This window comes from Aquimarina sp. AU474 (genome assembly GCF_900312815.1).
GTDB lineage: Bacteria > Bacteroidota > Bacteroidia > Flavobacteriales > Flavobacteriaceae > Aquimarina.
Genome location: NZ_OMPE01000008.1, coordinates 77,141 through 101,408, shown reverse-complemented (window position 1 = coordinate 101,408; position 24,268 = coordinate 77,141). Strand labels below are relative to the sequence as shown.

20 protein-coding genes are annotated in these 24,268 nt (G+C 31.8%); 8 read left to right on the top strand and 12 right to left on the bottom strand.

Translation table 11 applies throughout. From position 1 onward, the window contains the following. Positions 1-198 precede the first annotated feature (198 nt). Positions 199-1,236 (top strand): rod shape-determining protein, encoded by a 1,038-nt coding sequence (locus DK508_RS10260; RefSeq protein ID WP_109300675.1) that lies wholly within the window; start codon positions 199-201, stop codon positions 1,234-1,236. Between the two features lie 34 nt (positions 1,237-1,270). Here DK508_RS10260 and lon read toward each other — a convergent pair whose 3' ends face one another. Continuing rightward, positions 1,271-3,721: an endopeptidase La gene (gene lon / locus DK508_RS10255; RefSeq protein WP_109300674.1), complete on the bottom strand. Its 2,451-nt coding sequence runs from the start codon at positions 3,719-3,721 to the stop codon at positions 1,271-1,273. Positions 3,722-4,042: 321 nt separating this feature from the next. Here lon and DK508_RS10250 point away from each other — a divergent pair, with 321 nt between their 5' ends. From DK508_RS10250 to DK508_RS10230, 5 genes are all read left to right on the top strand, one after another. After that, positions 4,043-4,492, top strand: a complete 450-nt coding sequence (locus DK508_RS10250) for an RNA polymerase sigma factor (RefSeq protein WP_235016365.1) — start codon at positions 4,043-4,045, stop codon at positions 4,490-4,492. Beyond that, on the top strand, positions 4,489-5,049 hold the full coding sequence (locus tag DK508_RS10245; RefSeq protein WP_109300672.1) for a hypothetical protein: 561 nt from the start codon (positions 4,489-4,491) through the stop codon (positions 5,047-5,049). Before DK508_RS10250 ends, DK508_RS10245 begins: the two co-directional genes overlap by 4 nt. After that, positions 5,030-6,121 carry a hypothetical protein gene (locus DK508_RS10240; protein ID WP_109301312.1) on the top strand — a complete coding sequence of 364 codons (1,092 nt, stop codon included), beginning with the start codon at positions 5,030-5,032 and terminating at the stop codon, positions 6,119-6,121. The genes DK508_RS10245 and DK508_RS10240 overlap by 20 nt, the downstream gene beginning before the upstream one ends. Positions 6,122-6,143: 22 nt before the next feature. Then, positions 6,144-6,878 (top strand): head GIN domain-containing protein, encoded by a 735-nt coding sequence (locus DK508_RS10235; RefSeq protein WP_109300671.1) that lies wholly within the window; start codon positions 6,144-6,146, stop codon positions 6,876-6,878. A gap of 159 nt (positions 6,879-7,037) precedes the next feature. Next, positions 7,038-7,775, top strand: coding sequence for a tyrosine-protein phosphatase (locus tag DK508_RS10230; protein ID WP_109300670.1), 738 nt, complete (start codon positions 7,038-7,040; stop codon positions 7,773-7,775). On the opposite strand, the gene DK508_RS10225 is transcribed toward DK508_RS10230, so the two are convergent. The 4 genes from DK508_RS10225 to DK508_RS10210 form a co-directional block, all read right to left on the bottom strand. Beyond that, a complete protein-coding gene (locus tag DK508_RS10225) occupies positions 7,772-10,126 on the bottom strand; it encodes a polysaccharide biosynthesis tyrosine autokinase (protein WP_109300669.1) in 2,355 nt (784 codons plus the stop codon). The two genes, DK508_RS10230 and DK508_RS10225, sit on opposite strands and share 4 nt — an antisense overlap. A gap of 9 nt (positions 10,127-10,135) precedes the next feature. Further along, positions 10,136-10,918: a polysaccharide biosynthesis/export family protein gene (locus tag DK508_RS10220; RefSeq protein WP_109300668.1), complete on the bottom strand. Its 783-nt coding sequence runs from the start codon at positions 10,916-10,918 to the stop codon at positions 10,136-10,138. A 166-nt stretch (positions 10,919-11,084) separates the two neighbouring features. Beyond that, complete coding sequence (locus DK508_RS10215) at positions 11,085-13,013, bottom strand: nucleoside-diphosphate sugar epimerase/dehydratase (protein ID WP_109300667.1); 1,929 nt, start codon at positions 13,011-13,013, stop codon at positions 11,085-11,087. Further along, positions 13,010-14,143: a DegT/DnrJ/EryC1/StrS aminotransferase family protein gene (locus tag DK508_RS10210; protein ID WP_109300666.1), complete on the bottom strand. Its 1,134-nt coding sequence runs from the start codon at positions 14,141-14,143 to the stop codon at positions 13,010-13,012. Before DK508_RS10210 ends, DK508_RS10215 begins: the two co-directional genes overlap by 4 nt. 702 nt (positions 14,144-14,845) lie before the next feature. Here DK508_RS10210 and DK508_RS10205 point away from each other — a divergent pair. Together DK508_RS10205 and DK508_RS10200 are read left to right on the top strand one after the other, a co-directional pair. Next, positions 14,846-16,264 carry an MBOAT family protein gene (locus tag DK508_RS10205; protein WP_370443841.1) on the top strand — a complete coding sequence of 473 codons (1,419 nt, stop codon included), beginning with the start codon at positions 14,846-14,848 and terminating at the stop codon, positions 16,262-16,264. Positions 16,265-16,270: 6 nt separating this feature from the next. Continuing rightward, a complete protein-coding gene (locus DK508_RS10200) occupies positions 16,271-17,245 on the top strand; it encodes a hypothetical protein (protein WP_109300664.1) in 975 nt (324 codons plus the stop codon). A gap of 16 nt (positions 17,246-17,261) precedes the next feature. On the opposite strand, the gene DK508_RS10195 is transcribed toward DK508_RS10200, so the two are convergent. Genes DK508_RS10195 through DK508_RS10165 form a run of 7 tightly spaced genes read right to left on the bottom strand, consistent with a single transcriptional unit; the run spans position 17,262 to position 24,249 of the window. Further along, positions 17,262-18,422, bottom strand: coding sequence for a GNAT family N-acetyltransferase (locus DK508_RS10195; protein ID WP_109300663.1), 1,161 nt, complete (start codon positions 18,420-18,422; stop codon positions 17,262-17,264). 49 nt (positions 18,423-18,471) lie between these two features. After that, a complete protein-coding gene (locus DK508_RS10190) occupies positions 18,472-19,560 on the bottom strand; it encodes a GNAT family N-acetyltransferase (RefSeq protein WP_109300662.1) in 1,089 nt (362 codons plus the stop codon). Positions 19,561-19,589: 29 nt separating this feature from the next. Continuing rightward, positions 19,590-21,182, bottom strand: coding sequence for an FAD/NAD(P)-binding protein (locus DK508_RS10185; RefSeq protein ID WP_109300661.1), 1,593 nt, complete (start codon positions 21,180-21,182; stop codon positions 19,590-19,592). A gap of 3 nt (positions 21,183-21,185) precedes the next feature. Further along, on the bottom strand, positions 21,186-21,830 hold the full coding sequence (locus tag DK508_RS10180) for an acetyltransferase (protein ID WP_109300660.1): 645 nt from the start codon (positions 21,828-21,830) through the stop codon (positions 21,186-21,188). 38 nt (positions 21,831-21,868) lie between these two features. Next, positions 21,869-22,474 (bottom strand): sugar transferase, encoded by a 606-nt coding sequence (locus DK508_RS10175; RefSeq protein WP_109300659.1) that lies wholly within the window; start codon positions 22,472-22,474, stop codon positions 21,869-21,871. Between the two features lie 18 nt (positions 22,475-22,492). Continuing rightward, positions 22,493-22,732 carry an acyl carrier protein gene (locus DK508_RS10170; protein ID WP_109300658.1) on the bottom strand — a complete coding sequence of 80 codons (240 nt, stop codon included), beginning with the start codon at positions 22,730-22,732 and terminating at the stop codon, positions 22,493-22,495. Positions 22,733-22,752: 20 nt separating this feature from the next. Then, positions 22,753-24,249, bottom strand: coding sequence for an AMP-binding protein (locus DK508_RS10165; RefSeq protein WP_109300657.1), 1,497 nt, complete (start codon positions 24,247-24,249; stop codon positions 22,753-22,755). Positions 24,250-24,268 lie beyond the last annotated feature (19 nt).

Here is a 24,268-nt window from a genome sequence, read left to right as displayed (position 1 = left end):
TTTTCCTCTTCTAATTAAGTGAATACAAAAGGTTATAAATATGAATTATTGACACAAAAACGTCTATTACAAGTATAAAACTTGAAAAAAAGACAATAATTATATGTTATCCAAGTTATTTAATTTTAGATCCTTTATGTATGCCTACAAACTACTTTTAGACCTTAAATCGACATATATTAACCAAAGTAAATACTCATGGGCTTCTTTGATTTCATGAATGAAAAGATCGCAATAGATCTTGGTACCTCTAATACGCTTATCACCTATAAAGGGAAAATCGTAATTAATAATCCTTCTATTATAACTATACATAGGATTACCGGAAAAATTATCGCAGTAGGTAAAGAAGCCGGTATGATGAGAGGAAAAATAAACAAAAACATCAAAACATTGTCCCCTTTTAAGAATGGTGTAATTTCTAACTTTGATGCAGCCGAAAAAATGTTGAAAACGTTTATAAAACGTTTATCATCTTTAAACTCATCATTATTTACAACATCATATAACATGATCATTTCTATACCTTGTGGTAGTACTGAGGTTGAAATGAGAGCCGTAAAAGAATCGGCAAAAAGACTTAATGCAAAAAATATATTTTTAATACATGAACCTATCGCCGCCGCAATTGGTGGTGGGATCAACGTATTAGAACCTAAAGGAAATATGATCGTAGATATCGGAGGTGGTACTACTGAAATTGCGGTTATTTCTTTAGGAAGAATTATTAGTGGGCAATCTGTAAAAATTGCGGGTAATATTTTTAACGAAGATATAGTTCAACATATTCGAGAATCTCGTAACCTACATATTGGAGAATTCATGGCCGAAAAAATCAAAATACAAATTGGTTCTGCAATGGCTAATCTACAGTTACCACCAGATAACATGGCGGTAGAAGGAAGAGATATGCTCACAGGAAAACCTAAACAAATACATATTTCTTATAAGGAAATCGAAAAAAGCTTGGATAAATCTATTACACAAATAGAAAATGCAATTATGGAAACTCTATCAGAGATTCCGCCAGAGATATCGGCAGATATATACAATAGCGGTATCTATTTAACCGGTGGTGGATCTTTATTAAGAGGGCTTGATCAACGATTATCCAGAACAACAGAATTACCTGTACATCTTGGAGATCAACCCTTAGAAACAGTTGTAAAAGGTAGTGAAATTGCCCTCACAAACTTAGATAAGTATATGGATGTTCTAGTTCAAAAAAGAAGGTAACAAAAAAGGCTGAACATCTATCCAGCCTTTTTTTCTATAATTTCTTAGCGTTTTTAACTTTGGTATTGGTTATCGCCATTTTTAAAACATCTTCCATATCCTTTACATAATGAAATTTAAGTCCTTTAAGATATTCAGGTTTAATTTCTTTAATATCTCTTTCATTATCTGCACAAAGTAGTATTTCTTTTATATGTGCTCTTTTGGCCGCAAGTATTTTTTCTTTAATACCTCCTACTGGTAATACTTTTCCTCTTAATGTAATTTCTCCCGTCATGGCTAAGCTTTTCTTTACTTTTCGTTGTGTAAACAAAGAAACAAGTGATGTGAGCATGGTTATCCCAGCACTTGGTCCATCTTTTGGAGTTGCTCCCTCTGGAACATGTATATGCACATTATATTTATCAAAAATCTCAGGGTTTACTTCTAAAGCATCGGCATTGGCTTTTATATACTCCATTGCAATGGTGGCAGATTCCTTCATAACCTTACCTAAGTTACCTGTAATAGTCAGGTTTCCTTTTCCCTTAGAAAGAATTGATTCTATAAACAATATATCTCCTCCTACACTAGTCCATGCTAATCCAGTTACAACTCCCGCCACATCATTATTCTCATATTTATCTCTCTCAAGTCGCGGTGCTCCTAATACTTCAATAATATCTTCATTACTAACCTTTACATTATACTCTTCTTCCATGGCTATATTCTTAGCCGCAAAACGAACCATTTTAGCAATTTGCTTTTCTAACCCTCTTACTCCAGATTCTCGAGTATATCCTTCAATTACTTTTTCTAATTGCGCCTTACCTATCTTAATATGAGATTTATCTAAACCATGTTCTTCTAATTGTTTAGGTAATAAATGTTGTTTGGCTATTTCTACTTTTTCTTCAATAGTATATCCGGTTACATTGATGATTTCCATTCTATCACGAAGTGCCGGCTGTATCGTTGCCAAACTATTAGACGTGGCAATAAACATAACCTTAGACAAATCAAATCCCATTTCAAGGAAATTATCATGAAACTCAGAATTTTGTTCCGGATCAAGTACTTCTAATAATGCCGAAGAAGGATCTCCTTGATTACCCATAGATAATTTATCGATTTCATCAAGTACAAAAACAGGATTACTAGTACCTGCTTTTTTAAGGCTTTGAATAATTCGTCCTGGCATGGCTCCTATATATGTCTTTCTATGTCCTCGTATTTCAGCTTCATCACGTAAGCCTCCTAAAGAGATTCTTACATATTCTCTACCCAAAGATTCTGCTACAGATTTTCCTAAAGATGTTTTCCCAACTCCTGGAGGTCCATACAAACAAAGAATAGGAGATTTCATATCATTACGAAGTTTTAATACCGCCAAATATTCAATAATACGGCGTTTTACTTCATCCAAACCATAATGATCTCTATCTAGTACCTTCTTTGCTCGTTTAAGATCAAATTTATCTGTACTAAACTCATTCCAAGGTAAATCAAGAAATAGATCTAAATAATTACGTTGTATAGAATACTCTGCCACTTGAGGATTCATACGTTGCATTTTGGATAATTCCTTATCAAAGTGCTTTTTCGTTTTTTCGTCCCACTTCTTATCCTTGCTTCGCATGCGCATCTCCTCCAATTCATCTTCATGAGAAACTCCTCCAAGTTCTTCCTGGATAGTTTTCATTTGCTGATGCAAAAAGTATTCTCTTTGTTGTTGGCTCATGTCATGCTGAACCTTATTTTGAATATCATTTTTAAGTTCCAACTTTTGAAACTCAACATTCATAAACTTTAATGTAGTAAGTGCTCTTTCTTTAAGATCATTTATTTCTAATAGTTTTTGTTTTTCTTCAACCGGAAGATTAAGATTAGAAGACACAAAATTGATCAGAAAAGAATTGCTTTCAATATTTTTAATGGCAAAAGAAGCCTCTGTAGGTATATTTGGACTTTCCTTGATAATTTCTAAGGCCAAATCCTTAATCGACTCTATTATTGCACTAAATTCTTTATTTTCTTTTGCAGGTCTAGCTTCTGGCACCTCTTCTATCTTAGCTTTAATATATGGTGTTTCTTCAACTACTTCCTTTATTTTAAATCGTTTTTTACCCTGCAGAATAACGGTAGTATTTCCATCAGGCATTTTTAACACTCTTAATATACGCGCTACTACACCTACTCTATTAATATCTTTTAATGTGGGATTCTCTACTCCTTCTTCTTTTTGAGAAACAACTCCTATAGTTTTATTGCCATTATTAGCTTCATTAAGAAGTTTAATAGATTTATCTCGGCCTGCAGTAATAGGAATAACAACTCCTGGAAATAATACGGTATTACGCAGAGGTAAAATAGACAGTACATCCGGCAGCTCTTCTTTGTCTATTTCCTCTTCATCTTCTGGAGTTAATAAGGGTATTAACTCAGCATCTTCGTCTATTCCCTGAAATGACAAACTGTCTAGTGTTGTAAATTTGGTTTTCGCCATAAGTATATATCAAAGTCATTTTGTCATTAAGACCAAAAGACATTCTTTTTAAAATTAATATAAATGGATTAATAAATCCCTATAAACCTATACAAAACAAGGTTCTTTTATTGTATTCTCCTATTACATTTCAATTGTTATGCCACAAACTTTAAAAAAAATATTTAAAAACTGTAACAAAATATATCAATACCTATCTTTATGTAAAGTAAACTATATTTTTTGTCACTAACCCAACTAAATACAGAGCAGCTAATAGCAGAATGCCGTAAACAGGATAAAAATGCTCAACTCGAAGTTTATAATCGCTATTATAAAGCTATGTATAACACCTCGCTGAGGATTATTAAAGACACAGCCGAAGCTGAGGATGTCATGCAAGAAGCTTTTTTAACTGCTTTCACAAAACTTGCCATGCTAACCGATAATAAAATGTTTGGCGCTTGGTTAAAAAAAATAGTAATTAATGCAAGTATTACGGCTTCGCGAAAAAATAATCATCATCGCGAAGTTGCTTTAGAAACAATTGAATATGCTTTAACGGACAGTGATGGCATCGTAACAGAAGATTTAACGACCATTAAAGCAAACAAAATATTAACTACACTAAATCAATTAAAAGACAGTTACAGCACTGCGTTATCATTACACTTCATAGAAGGGTATGATTATGAAGAGATCTGTCAAATAATGGATATATCATATTCTAATTGTCGTACGCTCGTTTCGCGCGCAAAAGAGAGTTTACGAAAAAAATTACAAGTTGTATGAATGAGGATAAAGTAGAAAAGTTATTTGAACATATGAAGGATCAATTAGATACATTCGAGCCTTCTACGAACCATAAAGCTAGGTTTTTGGAAAAACTGGAAGGGCAAAATAAAGTCGTTCAGTTTTCGCCTAAAGAACGAAATTGGTATAAACCTCTAGCTATTGCAGCTTCAATCGCTATCCTTTTTGGAGCAGTAACTATGATTTCTATGTTCAATCCTAAAGAAGAAGCTGATCTGGCAAGTGTGTCACCAGAGATGCAAGAAACTCAAGGTTTTTTTACTTCGGCAATTCAATCACAATTAGAAGAAATCGACAAAGTTTCTTCCAAAGAAACTGATGCCTTGGTTACAGATGCTATGAATTTGCTAGAAAAGTTAGAATCTGATTACCAAGATTTGAAAAAGGATCTTGTTCGTAGCGATAGTGACAAACGTGTTATAAGTGCGATGATCAAAAATTTTCAAAAACGTGCTAGTTTGTTAGAGGAAGTCTTGCAAAAAATCAATGAAATTAATGAAATTAAATTATCAGAAAATGAAAGCTCAATACTATAATATATTCTTACTCTTATTTTTGCCAGCATTAATAATGGCCAACAATGGCGATTTAAAGGGCAAATACACGAAAGAAAAAAAATTAAAAAAGGAATTTGCCGTAAATGCAGATGCATTATTAAAAATTAGTAATGATTACGGAAATCTAGATATCACTTCATGGAATGAAAACCGTGTAGTTATGGAAATTAATATCAAAGTAAGTGGTAATAATGAAGAAAAAGTAATTAAAAAACTAGAATCTATAGATGTAGAATTTGATTCCTCTTCTCAAATGGTAAGCGCCAAGACAACATTTAATAAAGGAGATAAATCATGGTGGGATAAATGGTCTAGCGGATGGAACAATAATTTGAACATGAAAATTAATTATACTGTGAAAGTTCCTATAACCAATAGTGTAGATTTTAATAATGACTATGGTAGTATCACTTTGGATAAAATCCAGGGGAATGCAAAAATTAACTGTGATTACGGACAGATTATACTTGGAGAGTTGTTAGGAAGTGATAATTATATAAATATAGATTACACCAACAATAGCACAATAAAGTACATGAAAACTGGTAAAATTAATGCCGACTATTCTAATTTTGAATTAGGTGATGGTGAAAAAATTGATCTAAACGCCGATTATACACAATCCAAATTTAAATCCGTAAAATATCTAAATTACAATTGTGATTATGGAGGTATTCGAGTTCAAAATGTAAATAAAATCATTGGTAACTCTGATTATGTGGATACTAAGATCGGTAACGTTAGTAAAGAATTAAATATCGAATCTGATTATGGTTCGATAGAGGTTGATGCATTACAAAGTTCGATACAAAGCGTTACTATAGATACCGATTATACAGGAATTTATATTGGTTACAATGATGGAGCCAATTTCGATTTCATTATCAAAACCTCTTATGGTGGCATTAAGCTTGATGAAAGTATTTCGGTACAGAAAAAATATGTAAAGGACTCTAAAAAAGATTATCAAGGATACGTAGGGCAAAAAAGTAGCGGAAACACAGTCAACATTTATTCTAGTTACGGGGGAATTAAACTAAGAAAAAATTAAAAACACTAATACATTCAATCAAATGAGAACAGCAACAATTATTTTAAGCATTGCATTGTGTAGTATCACTTCGGTAAACGCACAATGGTGGGGAAATGGAAAAAAAATTAATGGAGATGGTAATATAGTTACCAAAAGTCGCAGTGTATCTGATTATGATGCGATCAAAGTAAAGGGTAGTCTAGATGTATCTCTAGTATCTGGGACCGAAGGAAATATATCTATTGAAGGAGAAAGTAATCTTATTGAACACATAGTAACAGAGGTAGATGGGGATGCTTTAAAGATTTACGTAGAAAAAGGATACTATCTTAAACCTACAAGGGGGAAAAAATTATTAATCACGGTTCCTTTCAAAGATTTAAGCAAAGTAACCCTATCGGGATCGGGAGACATTTATAGTACAGATGTCATAAAAGCTTCAGATTTTAAAACCGGAGTATCAGGATCAGGAGATGTGAAATTAGTTGTTGATGCTCAAAACACTGAAGGATTTGTTACAGGAAGTGGAGATTTGGTGCTAAGTGGATCATCGAGTATGTTTGATTGTAGTGTTACAGGTTCTGGAGATTTAGAAGCATATCGCCTTAATGCCAAAGAAGTTGTTGCTTCGGTAACTGGATCCGGAGATGTACAAGTTACAGCAACAGAATCTATTAAAGCTCGTATTACTGGATCTGGAGATATTTTTTATAAAGGAAATCCCGAAAAAGAAGATAAAAAAGTATCTGGTTCAGGAGACATCTCGAGACAATAACATATACATATTCAATACCTACCAAAAACTGTTTAAGGGTTATGATCTCTTAAACAGTTTTTTTTGTGTATAATAATCTTTATTTTTACATCATATTTATCTTAAATTATAAAAGGTAAGTGATGTAATTTTGATTTTCACCCCAAACAAACGAACGCATTGCTATTTTTATCTAAAAAAGAAGTTCCACTTAAGGAAATTATTCCTGATGGCTACGTTGATATTCATTCTCATTTACTACCGGGTATTGATGATGGTGTAAAAACGATATATCAATCTGCTTATATTCTAGAACAATTTGAAAACTTAGGGATTAAAAAAATAATTACGACACCGCATGTCATTCAACAAGTTTGGCCTAACTCTTCTAAAATAATTACTGAAAAACTTGAGAAACTAAAAAGAGTACTACCTTCTCTAGGCATTTCAAAAATAGAGTTACAGGCCAGTGCGGAATATATGATGGATGACTTATTTTATCAAAGAATAAAGGATAACGATATATTACCATTACACAAAAACTATCTACTTGTAGAAATGTCTACATTTAGTGCTCCTATTAATTTAAATGAAATCCTATTTGAAATTAAATTAGCGGGATACATTCCTATATTGGCACATCCCGAACGATATACTTTTTATCAAAATGATCTTAAAAAATATGACGAACTAAAAGAATCTGGTTTTTTATTTCAGTTAAATCTATTATCGTTTTCTGGATATTATGGAGATCAAATTAAGGCTTTTGCCAAAAAGTTGGTTGATCATGACTACATTGATTTCACAGGATCTGATGTACATAATTACCATCAATTGGGAATACTCCAAAAAGGATTTTCTTCTAAAATGGCCGAAAAAATTACCACACTAATGAATAAGAATAAGGTGTTTGCCTAATTCTTTTTACCATATCCATATCCATAATTATATCCTGCTTGACTACCAGCCGCATTAAGCAATACAGCAATATTAGGGAGGCGTTTTTCTTTATAGAAATTTTCTGGTACTTGTAATATTCTTTTATCCGAATAATTTTCTCTTACAATATAAATACTTAAATCAGAGAACTTACCGATCAAAAGCGTATCTGCAACCAAACTTACAGGAGCTGTATCTACTATTACATAGTCATATATATTCTCTAAGTATTCAAACATAGTCTTCACCCTATCTTGCATAAGTAATTCTGCAGGATTTGGAGGAATTGCTCCAGAGGGAATATAATCAAAAGAATCGTCATCATCCTCAGTATAAATAACATCTGCCGGATTAAGTTCCTTATTCATGATGTAATTAGTAAGTCCTTTGGTATCTTTTCCTTGAGGAAGTTCTAAGATTTTATGAAATTTTGGATCTCTTAAATCTGTTCCTAAATACACTACCTTTTTACCAGAAATTGCCAAAGCCTTAGCAAGATTAGAAGAAATCATGGTTTTACCTTCACCAGAAATAGTAGAAGTAACAAAAATGACTTTACCAGTAGATTTATTAATACCGGCCATTAAAAAATCAAGGTTTGTTCTTAATATCCTAAAAGCTTCTGCAATACCAGATCTATCATTTTGTGAAATCAAAATCTTGTTTTTACCTTTTACTTTCGGAATTGAACCTATTATAGGCATAGAAAGAGCTTTTTCAAGATCTTCTCTAGAATTAATCCTAACATTTAATAAATCAGATAGGTAGATAATCATAAAAGGGATCATTAATCCCATAAACAATGCACCTGCATAAATCATTTTCTTGTTAGGAGAAACAGGAAACGAATTTAACGTAGTTGCCTTATCTATTACTCTCGCATTTGAAAGCGTAATATGGCTGGTTATTTCTGCTTCTTCTCTTTTTTGCAATAAGTATAAATACAATTGTTCTTTAATTGTTTGCTCTCTCTCTATTACCCTAAGATCCTTTTGCCTAATAGGTGCATTATATAGTTTACCACTAAAATACTGATCCTGGGTTCTTAAACTTTTTAATCTAATATTAATAGAACTCCTTAAACTATTTAAGCTCCCAATTAAAACCTGTCTTAGTCCATCAATTTGTTGATCTATATTTACTACTACTGGATTTTGCGCACTCGAAGTTTTTAATAGTCTTTTACGCTGAAGAATTAGAGTATTATATCTAGAAACTGTTGTAGTAATCGTACCATCACTAAAACCAAGATTAGAAGGCACAAGATCATATCTTCCATCTTGGCTTAACACAAACCTACGCATAGATTCTATCAAACTAAGTTGGGTATTTAACTGCGCTATTTCTTGAACATTTCTAGAATCTATATCGGCAACTCTTTGTGTTTGCGCCTCTACATCATTTGTAAGCCCAAATTTTGATTTATAACCCGCAGCTTCATCATCTACTTCAGAAAGGTCTCCCGATATTAAATCCAAACGTTCATTAATAAAATCGGCCGTTCTTGCAGATATTTGTTTTTTATTCTCTACCGTTGCTTTATTATATTCTTCAACAAGATTATTGAGAATATCCTTAGCTTTTTCTTTTACTGGCGAATTAAGTGCCAACCTTACTATAGAAGAGTTTTTAACAGAATTAATCGCAATTCTATTTCTATAGGATTCTGCAACAAGTCTAACCGGAGTGATTTGTATTTTAATGATTTTCCCGATACTATTATCTATGTTATCAACACTTGGTGTAATGACTATATCACCTACGGTACTACTTACTGTATTACCAAAAGAGTGGTCACTTAACTTTTGCCCTTTTTCATCCAAAAATGAAAAAGAAGTCCCAGAGTTTATCTTAACATGAAAAATCTTTGATTTTGTATGCACAATAGAATCATCGGCAAGAAAATTAATTTCTACTAGAGACTTAGGGTAATTTTCTATTTCTAAAATTCTACCTTCAGAAAAGTATTTTACATTAAGCTCTAGGTTATTTACTACGTTGGTGATTAATGTTCTAGATCGTATGATCTGGATTTCATTTTGAATACTGTTTTGAGCATTATCTGCCAATCCCAAATCTTTAAATACCGCTAGTTCTGATTCTCCAATACTTTCTTCTTGAGAAATCATAATGGAAGACGATACATTATATTGCGGGATTGTATATCTTATTTTGGTATATGCTGCAGCTACAAAAATTACTACGCTCAAAACAAACCAATACCATTTTTTAAGATATTTGACCAGTTGATCCCTTAGATTAAAACCAAATCCACTTGAAGTATCAAATGCAGTATTTGTTGCCGAAGTATTATTGTTATTAGAAATCATACTTTAATATTATCTTATGATCAAAGTAACGGTAGATAAAACAATACCAACTACACTTATGATAATACCTAAAGCATTACTATTTGTTTTGGATGTTCTTATTCTAGAATTGTTAGGTTCTATATAGAGTACATCATTTTGTGCTAAATAATAAACCGGAGAGTCAAAAATAGATTTTGAGGTAAGATCCACTCTATGGTATGTGTTTACTCCATCATTTTCTCTAATCACCATTACATTACCTCTTTTTCCTTTTATCGTCATATCTCCTGCCAAACCTAGGGCTTCTATAATTGTAACTCTTTCATTAGGTATAGTATACGACCCAGGTCTAACTACCTCACCTAGAACAGTAATTTTAAAGTTTTTAAGACGTACGCTTACTATAGGATCATTGATATAAATTTTCAACTTTTCCTTTATCATATCTTTTACCTCAATACGAGTTAATCCTTCGATTTTAAGTTGCCCCAATACTGGGAAATCAATATTTCCTTTTTCATCAATAAGATAGGTAGGTTCAACTCCTCCGGCTCCTCCAGTTCCTCCTTCTCCTCCTGCCGCACTTATAGATGTCCCTTGCCCTAGATTAAATGGTCTAGCAGCATCCATATCTCCTGCAGAAATAAATATACTTACGATATCATCTACCTTAAAAACGGGTGTAAAAGAGTTTTTGGATGCAATTTTCTCCAGATCCGAAGAATTTTGAAAATAAACAACATCACCTGGAGCTTTACAGGAAATAACAGAAATTAATAATACAAGTAATAACAAAAATTTACATCGCATATCTATAGTACTTTAAAGGTAAATTGTGGAACGAATCACAAAAGTATAACTTTATTTAATTTAGCAATGGAATTTTGTTCATCTGTTTTATTTCTAATTTCAATTGTATGTATTACACCAAACCACTATTAATAAAAGGTATAACACATACAATGGCAATACACTACTACGCCAAAACTTTTTGTTTTTTTGTAGCTGTTTCTTTATTTATTTTATCAATACTTTCAAAAGTTGAATTATTCGAAATATATTCTGGAACAATTTCTTTTAATTTCCCAACAATTTGATGGTCTTGATTTAATAAGTTCATGATACACAGATCATCTATTTTATCCTTAACCATTGCACAATCATTATCATCATGTCTACTGATCATGATTTTCTTATGATATGTAGGTAAAGTGTTTTCTGTATCTGCTAATAATTCTTCATACAGCTTTTCTCCAGGTCTTAATCCTGTAATTTTAATATCTATATCATTAGGATATTGCAACCCTGATAATCGTATCATTTTTTTGGCTAGATCAAATATCTTTACAGACTCACCCATATCGAAAATAAAAATCTCTCCTCCATTACCCATTGTTCCTGCCTCAATTACCAATTGCGAAGCTTCTGGAATAGTCATAAAGAAACGGGTGACATTTTTGTGGGTAACTGTTAAAGGTCCTCCTTTTTGAATTTGTTTCTTAAACAAAGGAATTACAGATCCATTAGAACCAAGAACATTACCAAACCTTGTGGTTATAAACTTGGTCTTACTTGTTCTATGCAAACATTTGATGTACATTTCTGCTACCCTTTTGGTCGCTCCCATCACATTAGTTGGATTTACCGCTTTATCCGTAGAGACGAAAACGAATTTATCCACTCCATATGCCGAAGATAAATCAGCCAATTTTCTGGTTCCTAATACATTTATCTTTATAGCCTCGCTTGGATTTGATTCCATTAAAGGTACGTGCTTATAAGCTGCGGCATGAAAAACCATATTTGGTCTAAATTTCTCAAATACCGTTTCCATTCTTTGATGATCTCTAATATCAGCAACGATAGGTGTGAAATTTTTAACTCCTTTACTAATAAGTTCTTGTTGTAAGTCGTATAGTGGAGATTCTGCCTGATCAACCAAAATTAAATTTTTATAACCGTAATAAGAAGCCTGTCTTACAATCTCACTACCAATAGACCCTGCAGCTCCGGTAATCATAATTACTTTACCTCTCAATTCCTCTTTTATATTCTGATTATTCATATTTATCGGAGCTCTTTCCAATAAATCTTCAATCTGAATTTCTTTAATTTGAGAAACTTTAAGTTTACCATCTATCCAGTCATTAACCGCTGGAATAATTTTTACTTTTACTGAGAACTTAAGTAATTCGTCAGAAATTTCTGATAATCTTTTCTTGCTTATGTGTGGTATAGATACTACAATCTCCTTTATATTATTCTTATTAATAAAACTTTGGGTCAATGATCCAGAAGAAAACACTTTAATACCATTGATTGTTTTACCAATTTTTTGATTATTATCGTCTACAAAACCCACTACAGATAACGATCTGCTTGAGTCATTTGTAATAGCGGCAAGAGTAATCAATCCCGAATCTCCGGCTCCGTATATCAAAATTCTTGAAGTCTCTCCTATTTTAGATTTCACATAATAAAAACAGTACTTAAATATCAAACGGCTTGTAGTAAGTGTAATGATATTTAATAAGTAATGCACGCATATTATAGATACAGGTATATTAAGAAGCTCAGGCATTAAAGACAACCTACTAGAAACCATCAAAAACCCTGTAAGTGAAATTAATACGGTAACTGCTAGAAATAAATTATAAGCATCTCTCATTCCGGTATGTCTTACCACCCCTTTATAAGATCCTATTAACAAGAAACTTAACGTAGCCAACAAAGCTACAATAGGTATTTGATAAACCAAATTTGAAGTCTCAAAATTAAATGCTATACCAAATCTAATAACGTATGCTAACAAGAAATTAAAAATAGTAATCGCCACATCGATTCCTAACACTAACCATTTAGAGGCGTGCTTATGTGAATTATTTATTAGGTAATTTTTAATCATCTCAATACATTTTTAATTACTGATACAACTCGATACAAATCATCTTCTTCAAGATTGGATCCGCTTGGTAAGCAGAGTCCCCGATCAAATAGATCATCAGAAATTCCATTGAGGTAGGCATCACAATCCGAAAAAACGGCTTGTTGATGCATGGGTTTCCATAACGGTCTAGATTCTATATTTTCTTCGGCCAAAGCCGATCTAATTCCTTCTCTTAGCTTATAAGAAGTTGTCTCTACACAACTAAGCCATCTATTAGAGTAAAATCCTTCTGGCTCTTCTAAAAATTTTATTTCAGAAGAAAACTCTAAATGCTTCTTATAAAAATCAAAATTTCTTCTTCTTTTGGCTACATGACTATCCAACACTTCCATCTGTCCTCTTCCTATCCCCGCAGTGATGTTACTCATTCTATAATTATATCCAATTTCTGAATGCTCATAATGAGGTGCGTTATCTCGTGCTTGTGTTGCAAGAAAAATTGCTTTTTCTTTATGCTTTACATTTCTTGAAACCAAAGCTCCTCCTCCTGATGTGGTAATAATTTTATTTCCATTAAAGGAAAGAATCGCTACATCACCAAAAGTTCCACACTTAACGCCATGATAAGAACTTCCTAATGCCTCGGCACTATCTTCTACAACAGGTATTTTATATGCAGAAGCTATTTTATGAATTGCTTCAACTTGGTAAGGCATCCCATATAAATGAACAGTAATAATGGCTTTAGGTTTTTTACCTTTAGCTATTTTATCTTTGATAGCAATTTCGAGTTGTTCTGGACAAATATTCCAAGTATCCCGTTCGCTATCTACAAACACTGGTTTAGCTCCTAAATACACTATCGGATTTGCAGAAGCAGCAAAGGTCATACTTTGACACAAAACTTCATCACCGTTGGTGACTCCCAATAATATTAAAGCAAGGTGTAGCGCTCCTGTACCGGAACTTAGTGCGGCGACATTGGAATCATTTTCCAAATAAGTCTCTAAATCACTTTCAAATCCATTTACATTTGGACCTAAAGGTGCTACCCAATTCGTTTCAAAGGCTTCTCTTACGAAGTTTTGCTCTGTTCCACCCATATGCGGTGAAGAAAGCCATATCCTTTTTGAATCAATTACATTCATATTCTCCCATTAATAATGAACAAATAATTCTCTGTTGAATAAAGATTTTAAACAAACCTATACTCAAGTTCTTTTTCATGACAATCTAAAAAATCCTGGAAGAGGGGGTAGAACTTCCTTCCTAAAAATTTACTTTTTAGCATTTATTTTCCATTAGCTAAAATAGTTCAGTTCTATCAATTTTCAATTCAAAAATCTATTTTTTAGACAGAATGCTTAAAAAAACGTTTAACGGTATTAGTTATCATAGAAACTTACTTACATTACGTTAATACCGTAAGAAAAATATGATGCAAAAGAAATATTTTACAAGTAATACTTTTTTATTTTTCGGTTTTTCAATACACTATCTATATCAAAACAGATGCCCCCAGCACCACTATAAAATCTTACTTATGCCCATATACCGTGGTACAATGATACCATATAGTTTTTTGTAATCCTCTAGTCTAAAACCTAATAATCAATGGGGTTTTTTCCCCTTTATCGAAATAACAGATAAGCAGAATCTTTTGAATGGTACCCATGCACGAAAAATTGTTAAAATAAATTTTGATTTATCTAATTAATTATATAAAATTTACAACAATAAACCACTTTGGTTTTATCACCTAATCATTGCCGGTCTATTACCCTCCCCCCCGAATTTCATAATTTTATAATTAATAGATGTTATTTAATTCATTAGAATTTTTCATTTTTTTGCCAATAGTTTTTATCGCATATTGGTATATTTTTAAAAAGAGAATTCGGGCTCAGAATATATTTCTTCTGGTAGCTAGTTACGTGTTTTATGGCCTTTGGGATTGGAGATTTCTTTTCCTAATTCTTGCCAGTACGGTTGTAGATTTTTTTGTTGGGCAAGCCATATACTCGAACGATTCTAATACAAAAAAGAAGATTTGGTTATGGGTAAGTGTACTATTTAATGTAGGTCTTTTAGGTTTTTTTAAGTATTATAACTTCTTTATAAACTCATGGGTTGACTTTGTTTCTATTGTAGGGTATGACATAAAAAGCACATGGACTTTACAGATCATATTGCCTGTTGGTATTTCTTTTTACACCTTTCAGACGATGTCTTATTCTTTAGATATTTATTACAAAAGATTAACTCCTACTAAAGATTTTATATCATTTGCTACTTTTGTAAGTTTCTTCCCTCAATTAGTTGCAGGACCTATTGAAAGAGCTTCTAATCTTTTATCACAAATCACTTCTAAAAGAACTTTTAACTATGTGCAATGCACAGATGGTCTAAAATTAATTCTTTGGGGATTGTTTAAAAAAATAGTGATTGCAGATGCTCTTGCTCCTATTGTTGATGATATTTTTGCAAATTACGGATCTTATCCTGCATCTACTCTAATCTTAGGAGTATCATTATTTAGTTTTCAGGTATATGGTGATTTTAGTGGATACTCTGATATTGCTATAGGGACCGCTAAATTATTTGGTATAGAACTCATGTCTAATTTTAAATTCCCTATTTTTTCAAGAAACGTGGCCGAATATTGGCAAAGATGGCATGTATCATTATCCACTTGGTTTCGACATTATGTGTATATCCCATTAGGAGGAAATAGAGTAGGTAAATTAAAATCGATTAGAAATATCGTTATCATTTTCTTAGTCAGTGGTTTTTGGCATGGCGCGAATTGGACATTTATTGCCTGGGGTGCATTTCACGCACTTTTATATATTCCTGTGTTTTTAATGGGTAGAAATCGAATTTACATGAATAATGTAGTAGCAGAAAATCGATGGTTTCCTTCTGTAATCGAAATATTTCAAATTTTGATTACCTTTTCATTAGTTACATTTTCTCGTGTATTCTTTAGATCCGAGTCTATTACTGATGCATTTGGTTTTTTAGAACAGATCTATTCTAATTTTACTTTCGAAACATACGAACACCCCTTAGGTTATAGAATGATTGATTATTTTGTATTATTAGGAGTTTTTGTGTTGTATGAATATAGAATCAGAAGAGATGAACGATCGCCATTTAAATTTAAATCAAAAATTGTACGGTTTATAGCATATGCCTTGGTAATTTTGGGTATGATGTTATTTTTTGACGACAATATCGATAGATCTTTTATATATTTTCAATTTTAAATTATCATGAAAAAACTCTTTTTAAAAAGTGGTTTATATGTTTTCTTGATACTAATTGTATTAGAAGGTGTAGCACGTATCTTTCATTTAGGAAAAGACACTCCTACTCGATTTCTTGATGAACATAAGGTTGAGAAATGGGTTCCAAATCAAAATGGGTTTTCAGTTACTGGAAATCGCAGGCAAAATTTCTCAGAATTTCATATCAATAATTCTGGATTTAACTCGTATCGAGAATTTACTCCAGATCAAAATCGAATAGAAGTAGCACTTGTGGGTGATTCGTTTATTGAAGGTTTTCACCAAGATTACTATAATTCTATAGGCAAAAAAATAGAAAATGACTTACCCAAAATTGAAGTATACGAATATGGCTATGCCGGTTATGATTTTGCAGATCAGTTACACCTTATTTATTCGTACAAAAAACAATTTGACCTTATAGATCATGTCATTTTGGGTATAAAATTTTCTAATGACCTTACTCGAGATGAATATAAAGTAGTAACCGGTAGATTAGCTTTAGATACGCCTATTAATAAATTATTAAAGAAAAGTAAATTACTAGTTTATTGTAAAAGCATCGGACTTTTAGATCCTCCGCAAGAGTTACTATATAAAACGAGAAAGTTTTTTAGATCCAAAAACCCTGAAAAACCATTAGATGAGCAAGAAGCTTTACGAATCAAAAATGAAAAAGAAAAAACATACCTAGCCAATTTCGAAGGTTTAATCGACAAATATGGGTATGATAAAAATCGATTTACGCTTCTTTTAGACTCAAGAATAACAAGTCCTATTTTTATATCCTATTTAGAGCAAAACAAATTTAAATATATCGATTTCTCTCGTTCTTTTGAAAACTCAAAACGATCCACTACCCTTATATATGATCGACACTGGAACAACCATGGAAGAACACTAATCGCAAAAGTTATTTCAACTTATTTAAAAAAGAAAAACACAGGAGACCCAAAATAATTTAATGTCTTTTTTGTCAAACATTCGAAACGATTCTTTGTTCTTTTGACTTTCCAATGATGAGATAAGTTTTTGAGTCATTTGGGTCTTCTAAGACGGTTACATCTTTTACGTTTTCGATAGCAGTATATAAAAAATCAAATACAAATTTTCTTAGAAACAGATTTTCTTTAGTATTGTAATCCAAAGCCGTTCCTTTGTTTTCTTTATTTAATTCTTGTACTGGGAGTGCTTTATACAACGGCGATATCGTCTTTAATTTCTTAACTTTACGCTTGGCTTTAAAGTTTTTATATCGAACATAAGCGATTTTAAAAACATACTCCTTTAATCTTACTTTTAAGTATTCAATATTGCCTTTAATTGAAGCTAAAAAAGAACCTTTAGGATATATAATTTGATGTTCGAAATTATAAATATGATTACACCACTCACGTTTATAACTTAGATCTCCCATTCCCATTTCATAAGATTGATGATTATTCGCAATGCACCAATCTAATTTTTTAAATATCTCTACACTTCCTAAACTAAATTTACCAAAATCAATATCATACGAAGAAATCGCACTAAATAGTCGTCCTTGAAAATGATGATTTAAAGAAACAACAATAGGTTTATTATCTTCATAAATCACGAACAAGGATGCTCTTTTTTCATTAATTAACGAAAAATACATCTTCTTATAACGCTCCCATTGTATTAAACTTTGACTCACATCATTTCTCTGCTCGAATCTTCGAATAAGCATTTTTTCGAGACTATCCATTAAAAAATCATACTCTTCTTTCTTTATCTCTCCATAAAAAGTATTACTTGATATATCAAAGCACGACTCTAATCTTTTCACTCTTCGTCTTATCCCCTTGGCATTACTTCTAAAACGATGTTTTATATATGCCTCGGCACTAGCAAACTCATTTAATACGATTGCATAGCCTTTAAAAAATTGACTTATTTTTTTAGTAACAAAAGTATTATCTTTTAATACAGGCTTTAAATAATCCGGAATAAAGAAAACTGAATATATAGTATCCTTACTATCCATAAGAGTAGCATCATAATCGGGATTGATTAATGATTCATCCTTATCAAAAACATTAATTTCTGAAAATATTCTGGGAATTGAACTTTTTTCAAAAAGCTCAAAGAAGTAATCTATACTTTCCTTTTTCACGTATTTAATTTTTGTGCCTAAAAAATGATTAAACGTTCAAATATTTCTTTTATCTATTTAACCTGTAAAATGGAAAAAAATAGCTATTTAAGTCCTCTTCAGCAATATCAGTGTATTCTGGATTAGAAGACATGGATAATTCATTATACACCTCCTGATTAACAATCTTTCTACCGGTATAAAAAATCACATCCTCATTTTTGGGGAATAATGATTTTTTACTTTTATAAAGACCATCTCCATCTTTCATTCCTCCGCCTAGAACATAATACTTCTTTTGATTATTTATAGCCCATTTGATAATTTCTACTCTTAAAAAATCGTTTGGCCTATAACTAAAGTACTCAGCATTAGTCCCTCCTAGAAAAGCAAAAATAGTGTCTTTATAATTAATTATAAGCTCGACAGAAATCGGAATATTTTCAAAATATGTAATTGCAATTGAAAAATTATTCAGGTTCGATAATATCAGATTCTCAAAATATGAATTTGAGAAAAAGTAGATGCTATCTGCATTATTTCGACTCATGGTATCAACGTAGATATCATTAAAAATTTTAATAACATCCTTTGTGATTTCGTCTTTATGAAACACTTTAAAACTTAGATCATAATTAACTGCTTTTCTATAGTTGTTCCTTACTTTAGGTAAAAAAGCAGTCCACTGATCATCAAAATTTTCTAGAAGATGCCCTCTTACATTTGATAATGATTTTATTGTTACACCAGAATATTGTTTAAAATTTTCATTAAGACTAAATCTTACAAACTCTGATATTATATCATTCTTTTTATACCATTCATCTACATACTCCCAAAATTCAATTAAGTCATCCTCAGAGACATTTTCATTAAAAAGAGGTCCACTATAACCGTATGGACTAATCACATCATAATAAGGATGTTCTTTATCTTTGATCATTATCTTTCTAAGAACAAATGGCATTAATATAATAGGCATCCCATCTTTTTCGAGCATAAAATATCGCAAAGAGTCTTGTTTTTGCGCAAAATGCTCTAAGTGTTCTATTGAGTAATATACATTATTACCCCATTCTGTTTGAAGAAGTGCTTTGTATTCCAATACATTAGAACTATCATCCAGGTTTTTAGCAAAAAGTCCGTAGTTTTTCTTCAATTGTAATAATATTAGTTAGGTATCTATTTTTAAGATCTTTGATTCAATTCATTTTCTTTAAAGAAGTATTCTTTAAACCTCTCTGACAATACTTCTGACAGCCATATAATTCTGCCACAATGTTCCAAATGCCATACCGCTTTTCCTTCAAAAACATTTCCTGCCAGTAAAGGCCCTACAATATGTAAGTTCTTTGAAGTTTCTAAAGACTCATTTACTTCAAAACCTATCTTAGAATCATTTGGTCTTGCATATCCTTTATTGATTACATTTTTTAACAAATCCGGAATATCGCTTTTATTCAAATTCGTACTACCGATACAATTAATAACTAAATGAACTGTATCATCATACATTACATTTTTCTGAGATGTTGTATCGAGATATTCTAAAAGGTATTCTCCTACATCGTTTTTCTTAATATCACTAAATCGTCCCGCAATATGATCAAACCGTCCCTCTTGTTTTAGTGCATCTATTGTTTTAGAATAATGAAAACCAGCACAACGCTGTCTTCGACCAATTTCATTACCATGTAAACAGGCAAATTTCTTTAATTCCTCTTCATTCAAACTACCCAACAAAGAACCAAATGCTCTAGAGATAATTTCTACAGTAGACGCTGCACCCAAATTCATCTCATCTGCATGATCTAGATCTTTATATGTAGCATCTGCAATAATTTGAGCTGTCAGAGATTTTTCTGTAGCTAATGCTTGTAAATTATATGGGGTATATTCCTTTTTCAATTCTTCATCAACCACAGAATCTGGTAACAATCCTTGCGTAGACAGAAATACAAACTTATTTACTCTAGCTTTTATACTATCAACATCATTAAGTTTATACAACATTTCCAGACCACTGGCATTGGCGCCAATTATAAGTACATTGATTTTTTTCTCTGGTAATTGATCTGTGAAATCTTCAATTTTCCTTAGTGTTTCTTTTAATTCTGGTTTATAAGGAGCGTTGACAAAAAGTAAATTGTTTTCGGCAATTAAATCTTCCTTTTTCCATAAATGGTTGACCGGAAGAGATCCAACAGAAAGTACTACTTTATGAGATAAAACAGAAGTATCACTCTCTAAAAACAACTCGTACTTATCTTCTACTTTTTCTATATCAGAAACTTCTCCCTGGATATACTTAACAGATACAACGCCTTGTTTTTGAAACTCTTGTACTTTATTCTTTACTTTTTCATCTATATAACAGCCAAAAAACCTTCTAGGAATGAAAAGATCTTCCCAATCGTTTTTTGCTATTTTATCCGCATGAATATTTAGCCAATCTACCGCTAAAGCTCCTCCATCATTTTTTAACTCTTCTAACAACCAATTTTTATTGTTATTGAGCCAATGAACAAATTTGCCAAGTTCTGGTTCTGGCAAAAAGTTTTTCAAAGAGGTAATTAGATGTACCGAAAAACCTGAACGAGAACCATAAGGGATACCTGTATGAAACTCATTATACTTATCGATAATCGTAATGCAAATTTGTCTATCTGCATTCGTTTGACCTTCGATACTATCTAAGAAATGTAAAATTGTAAATGACGATGATATTCCCGAACCAATAAATGTTATATCCGATATATTATTTTTAATTTCAGACTGCATGAATTATGGTTGTTTGGTTTTAATTACTCTTCCTGGATTACCTACTGTCGTAGTATAATCCGGAACATCTTTAATAATAACTGTTCCTGCTCCAATCAATGTATCTCTTCCTATTTCTTTTACCCCTGTCATAGCGGTAACTCCCATTCCTACATATGCATTTTCTTTTACATGTATTAAAGCCCCTATATTAACTCCAGAAGACATAAAGACACCATCTTCTAAAGTTACATGATGCGCAATCGTACTATCCATATTAATCATTATATAATTGCCTATGGTGGTATGTGGCATCACAATATTTCCTGCAAGCATATATACTGCTTCTCCGATAGTTACATCTGGTGCTATAGACACCGTATGATGCAAAAATCCAGGTATACCATACCCTTCTTTTTTTAATGTAGATAAGTATTCTACTCGAATTGCATTTACTCCTATCGGGCAATATACATCTTGTATTTTCTTCTTAAACTCATCAAGAAACAAATCTTTGTATTTACCCAATACCGGAATACCCAGTACATTCTTATTTTCCAGTTCTGGATTATCATCAATAAAACCAATGATATTTGCTCCAGCTTCTTTTAAATAAGATGCGTACACTTGCCCCTGTGTTCCTGCGCCGATGATTACTGCATTTTTCACTTGTTTATAATAAAGTTTTTAGTGGTTATTTTATTTGGTTAATTATTTCCTGTAAAAGTAGGCATATTCACGTTCTCACCACTATTAATATCTTCTTTAAAGAATACTTTCTTAATGGTTAGCGCTAGAATTCTTATATCCGTTTTTACATTTATATTTTCTGTATACCAGACATCTAGCTTAAATTTTTGCTCCCAAGATATCGTATTTCTCCCGTTAACTTGTGCCCAACCCGTTATACCCGGTCTAACATCATGTCTTTGTTTTTGAAAATCATTATATAGAGGTAAGTATTTCACCAAAAGAGGACGAGGGCCTATCAAACTCATATCTCCTTTTAATACATTGAACAACTGAGGAATTTCATCTAACGAATATTTTCTAATAAATTTCCCCGTTTTTGTGATTCGCTGTTCAAAAGGTAATAATTCTCCATTTTTGTCTTTCTTATCATTCATACTTTTGAACTTAATGATCTTAAAAATTTTTTCTTTTCTACCAGGTCTAGGTTGAAAGAAAAAAGGTTTTCCTTTATTAGCAAATATCAACATAATCATAACACCTATCAAAATAGGAGATAGCATGGTGATCCCGATCAAAGCGGTAATGAAATCAAAAAATCTCTTAAAAAAAACTGTATACATACTTCTTTTTTGATGTACCTATATTTCTGATTCTATGGTATTTAATAAATCTCCTACATTATTCATATTCATTAAATCCATTAATTTAAATTTAATATTAAATACTTTTTCTACTTCGGTAATAATCATCATATGTGTGATTGACTCCCATCCATCTACATCATTGGCTGTAGTTTCATTAGTAAGCTGAAAATTGTTATGTTCTAATACTGTAGTAAAAGCCTCTGTTACCTTAGATAAAATCTCTTCTCTACTCATTCTTAGGTCTTTATTGTTATTTAATTAATATTAAAATGTGTTTTTAATTCTTTTCGATTAATTTTTCCATTGATACTGTGTGGAAATTCTTTAATAAATCGCACATGCATAGGTATCATATAAGCAGGCATTTGAGTTTTCATGTGATCAAATATATAATCCGTATCGAACTCCTCAGATTCTATTGCCAACCCTAGTTCTGCATTACCTAATTTATTGGTAATATCTAGAGCGACTATATTCACTTTTTTCTCTGATTTCGTCTTGGCATGAAATTCAATCTCAGCCAACTCTACTCTGTATCCTCTTATCTTAACCTGAAAATCTGCTCTTCCAACATACAAATAATCTCCATCTTCATCTTTAAAACACAGATCACCTGTTTTATAATACCTCACTGTTATGCCATTTTCCTCTCTTATAAAAAAACTTTCAGCATTTTTCTCTTCATTTTTCCAATATCCAGGAGTTATTTGAGGGCCTGCTAAACACAGTTCTCCAGTAACTCCAATAGGTACTTCTTGATTAGTATCATCTACCACCAAATACAACGTATCTTTTTGTGGTGTTCCTATTGCAATTATCCCATTATTGGCCTTTTGATCTGTTTCTTTATGATATGGGTAAAAACCACTATATACAGTAAATTCTGTTGGCCCATAATAATTAAATATTTTACAATTGGGTAAACAGTTACTCCATTCTTTTGCAATATCGCTATGCAATGCTCCTCCTCCAAAACTACAATATCTTACATCTGGAGCATTTACCTCTGGGAAGTAAGGACGTAAATAATTTATGATTGAAGGCACCATAGTTAATACCGTAAGTTTCTGTTCCTTTATAAGCTTGAATATATAAAAATATTTAATTGCACCTTTTGGAATAGTGTACATACAAGCCCCTCCTAACAAAGGAAACAAATACGTTACTACAGAAAAATCAAATGTAAGTTCGAACATTTGCAAACAACGATCTGAAGGAACTAAATTAAATTCGGACTCTGCATCAATAGCATTTACCAATCCTTGTACATTATCAAAAGTAATAGGCACCCCTTTTGGCAAACCTGTAGTGCCTGATGTAAATAAAATATAAGCCAATTGATCTCCAGACACTTCTTTGGGCACTAGGTTTATCTCAACGTTAGCAAGTGTACTAGAGCTTATTACCGTATACTCATCATATAAAGTAGTTTCTGAAGAATCAATAACATACTTAGTTTCTGTCATACCAAAGACCTGAATGTTTCTTTCTTTTGGTGATGATGGGTTTACAGGAACATATGCTTTGCCTTCTAACCAAAGTGCTATAATGCTTGCATAGGTCTGAAGATCATCATTAGTAACTAAGCCTATTAGTTTTTCAGAATCTTCTATGGTATTACTAATTGCCGCTCTAATTTTAGAAATCTCGATGGCAAAATCATTATAGGTATAAAATGTATTGTTGATACACAATACATTGTGATCAAAGTGTTGCTCTATTGATTTTTGTAGTTTTTTTACAAATTCCATGTTGTTGGTTAATTAAACA

Excerpts from the sequence above, each read along its gene's own strand:
- DK508_RS10260 (WP_109300675.1), top strand. The coding sequence starts at position 199 with ATGGGCTTCTTTGATTTCATGAATGAAAAGATCGCAATAGATCTTGGT.
- lon (WP_109300674.1), bottom strand. The coding sequence starts at position 3,721 with ATGGCGAAAACCAAATTTACAACACTAGACAGTTTGTCATTTCAGGGA.
- DK508_RS10250 (WP_235016365.1), top strand. The coding sequence starts at position 4,043 with ATGTATAACACCTCGCTGAGGATTATTAAAGACACAGCCGAAGCTGAG.
- DK508_RS10245 (WP_109300672.1), top strand. The coding sequence starts at position 4,489 with ATGAATGAGGATAAAGTAGAAAAGTTATTTGAACATATGAAGGATCAA.
- DK508_RS10240 (WP_109301312.1), top strand. The coding sequence starts at position 5,030 with ATGAAAGCTCAATACTATAATATATTCTTACTCTTATTTTTGCCAGCA.
- DK508_RS10235 (WP_109300671.1), top strand. The coding sequence starts at position 6,144 with ATGAGAACAGCAACAATTATTTTAAGCATTGCATTGTGTAGTATCACT.
- DK508_RS10225 (WP_109300669.1), bottom strand. The coding sequence starts at position 10,126 with ATGATTTCTAATAACAATAATACTTCGGCAACAAATACTGCATTTGAT.
- DK508_RS10220 (WP_109300668.1), bottom strand. The coding sequence starts at position 10,918 with ATGCGATGTAAATTTTTGTTATTACTTGTATTATTAATTTCTGTTATT.
- DK508_RS10215 (WP_109300667.1), bottom strand. The coding sequence starts at position 13,013 with ATGATTAAAAATTACCTAATAAATAATTCACATAAGCACGCCTCTAAA.
- DK508_RS10210 (WP_109300666.1), bottom strand. The coding sequence starts at position 14,143 with ATGAATGTAATTGATTCAAAAAGGATATGGCTTTCTTCACCGCATATG.
- DK508_RS10200 (WP_109300664.1), top strand. The coding sequence starts at position 16,271 with ATGAAAAAACTCTTTTTAAAAAGTGGTTTATATGTTTTCTTGATACTA.
- DK508_RS10185 (WP_109300661.1), bottom strand. The coding sequence starts at position 21,182 with ATGCAGTCTGAAATTAAAAATAATATATCGGATATAACATTTATTGGT.
- DK508_RS10175 (WP_109300659.1), bottom strand. The coding sequence starts at position 22,474 with ATGTATACAGTTTTTTTTAAGAGATTTTTTGATTTCATTACCGCTTTG.
- DK508_RS10170 (WP_109300658.1), bottom strand. The coding sequence starts at position 22,732 with ATGAGTAGAGAAGAGATTTTATCTAAGGTAACAGAGGCTTTTACTACA.
- DK508_RS10165 (WP_109300657.1), bottom strand. The coding sequence starts at position 24,249 with ATGGAATTTGTAAAAAAACTACAAAAATCAATAGAGCAACACTTTGAT.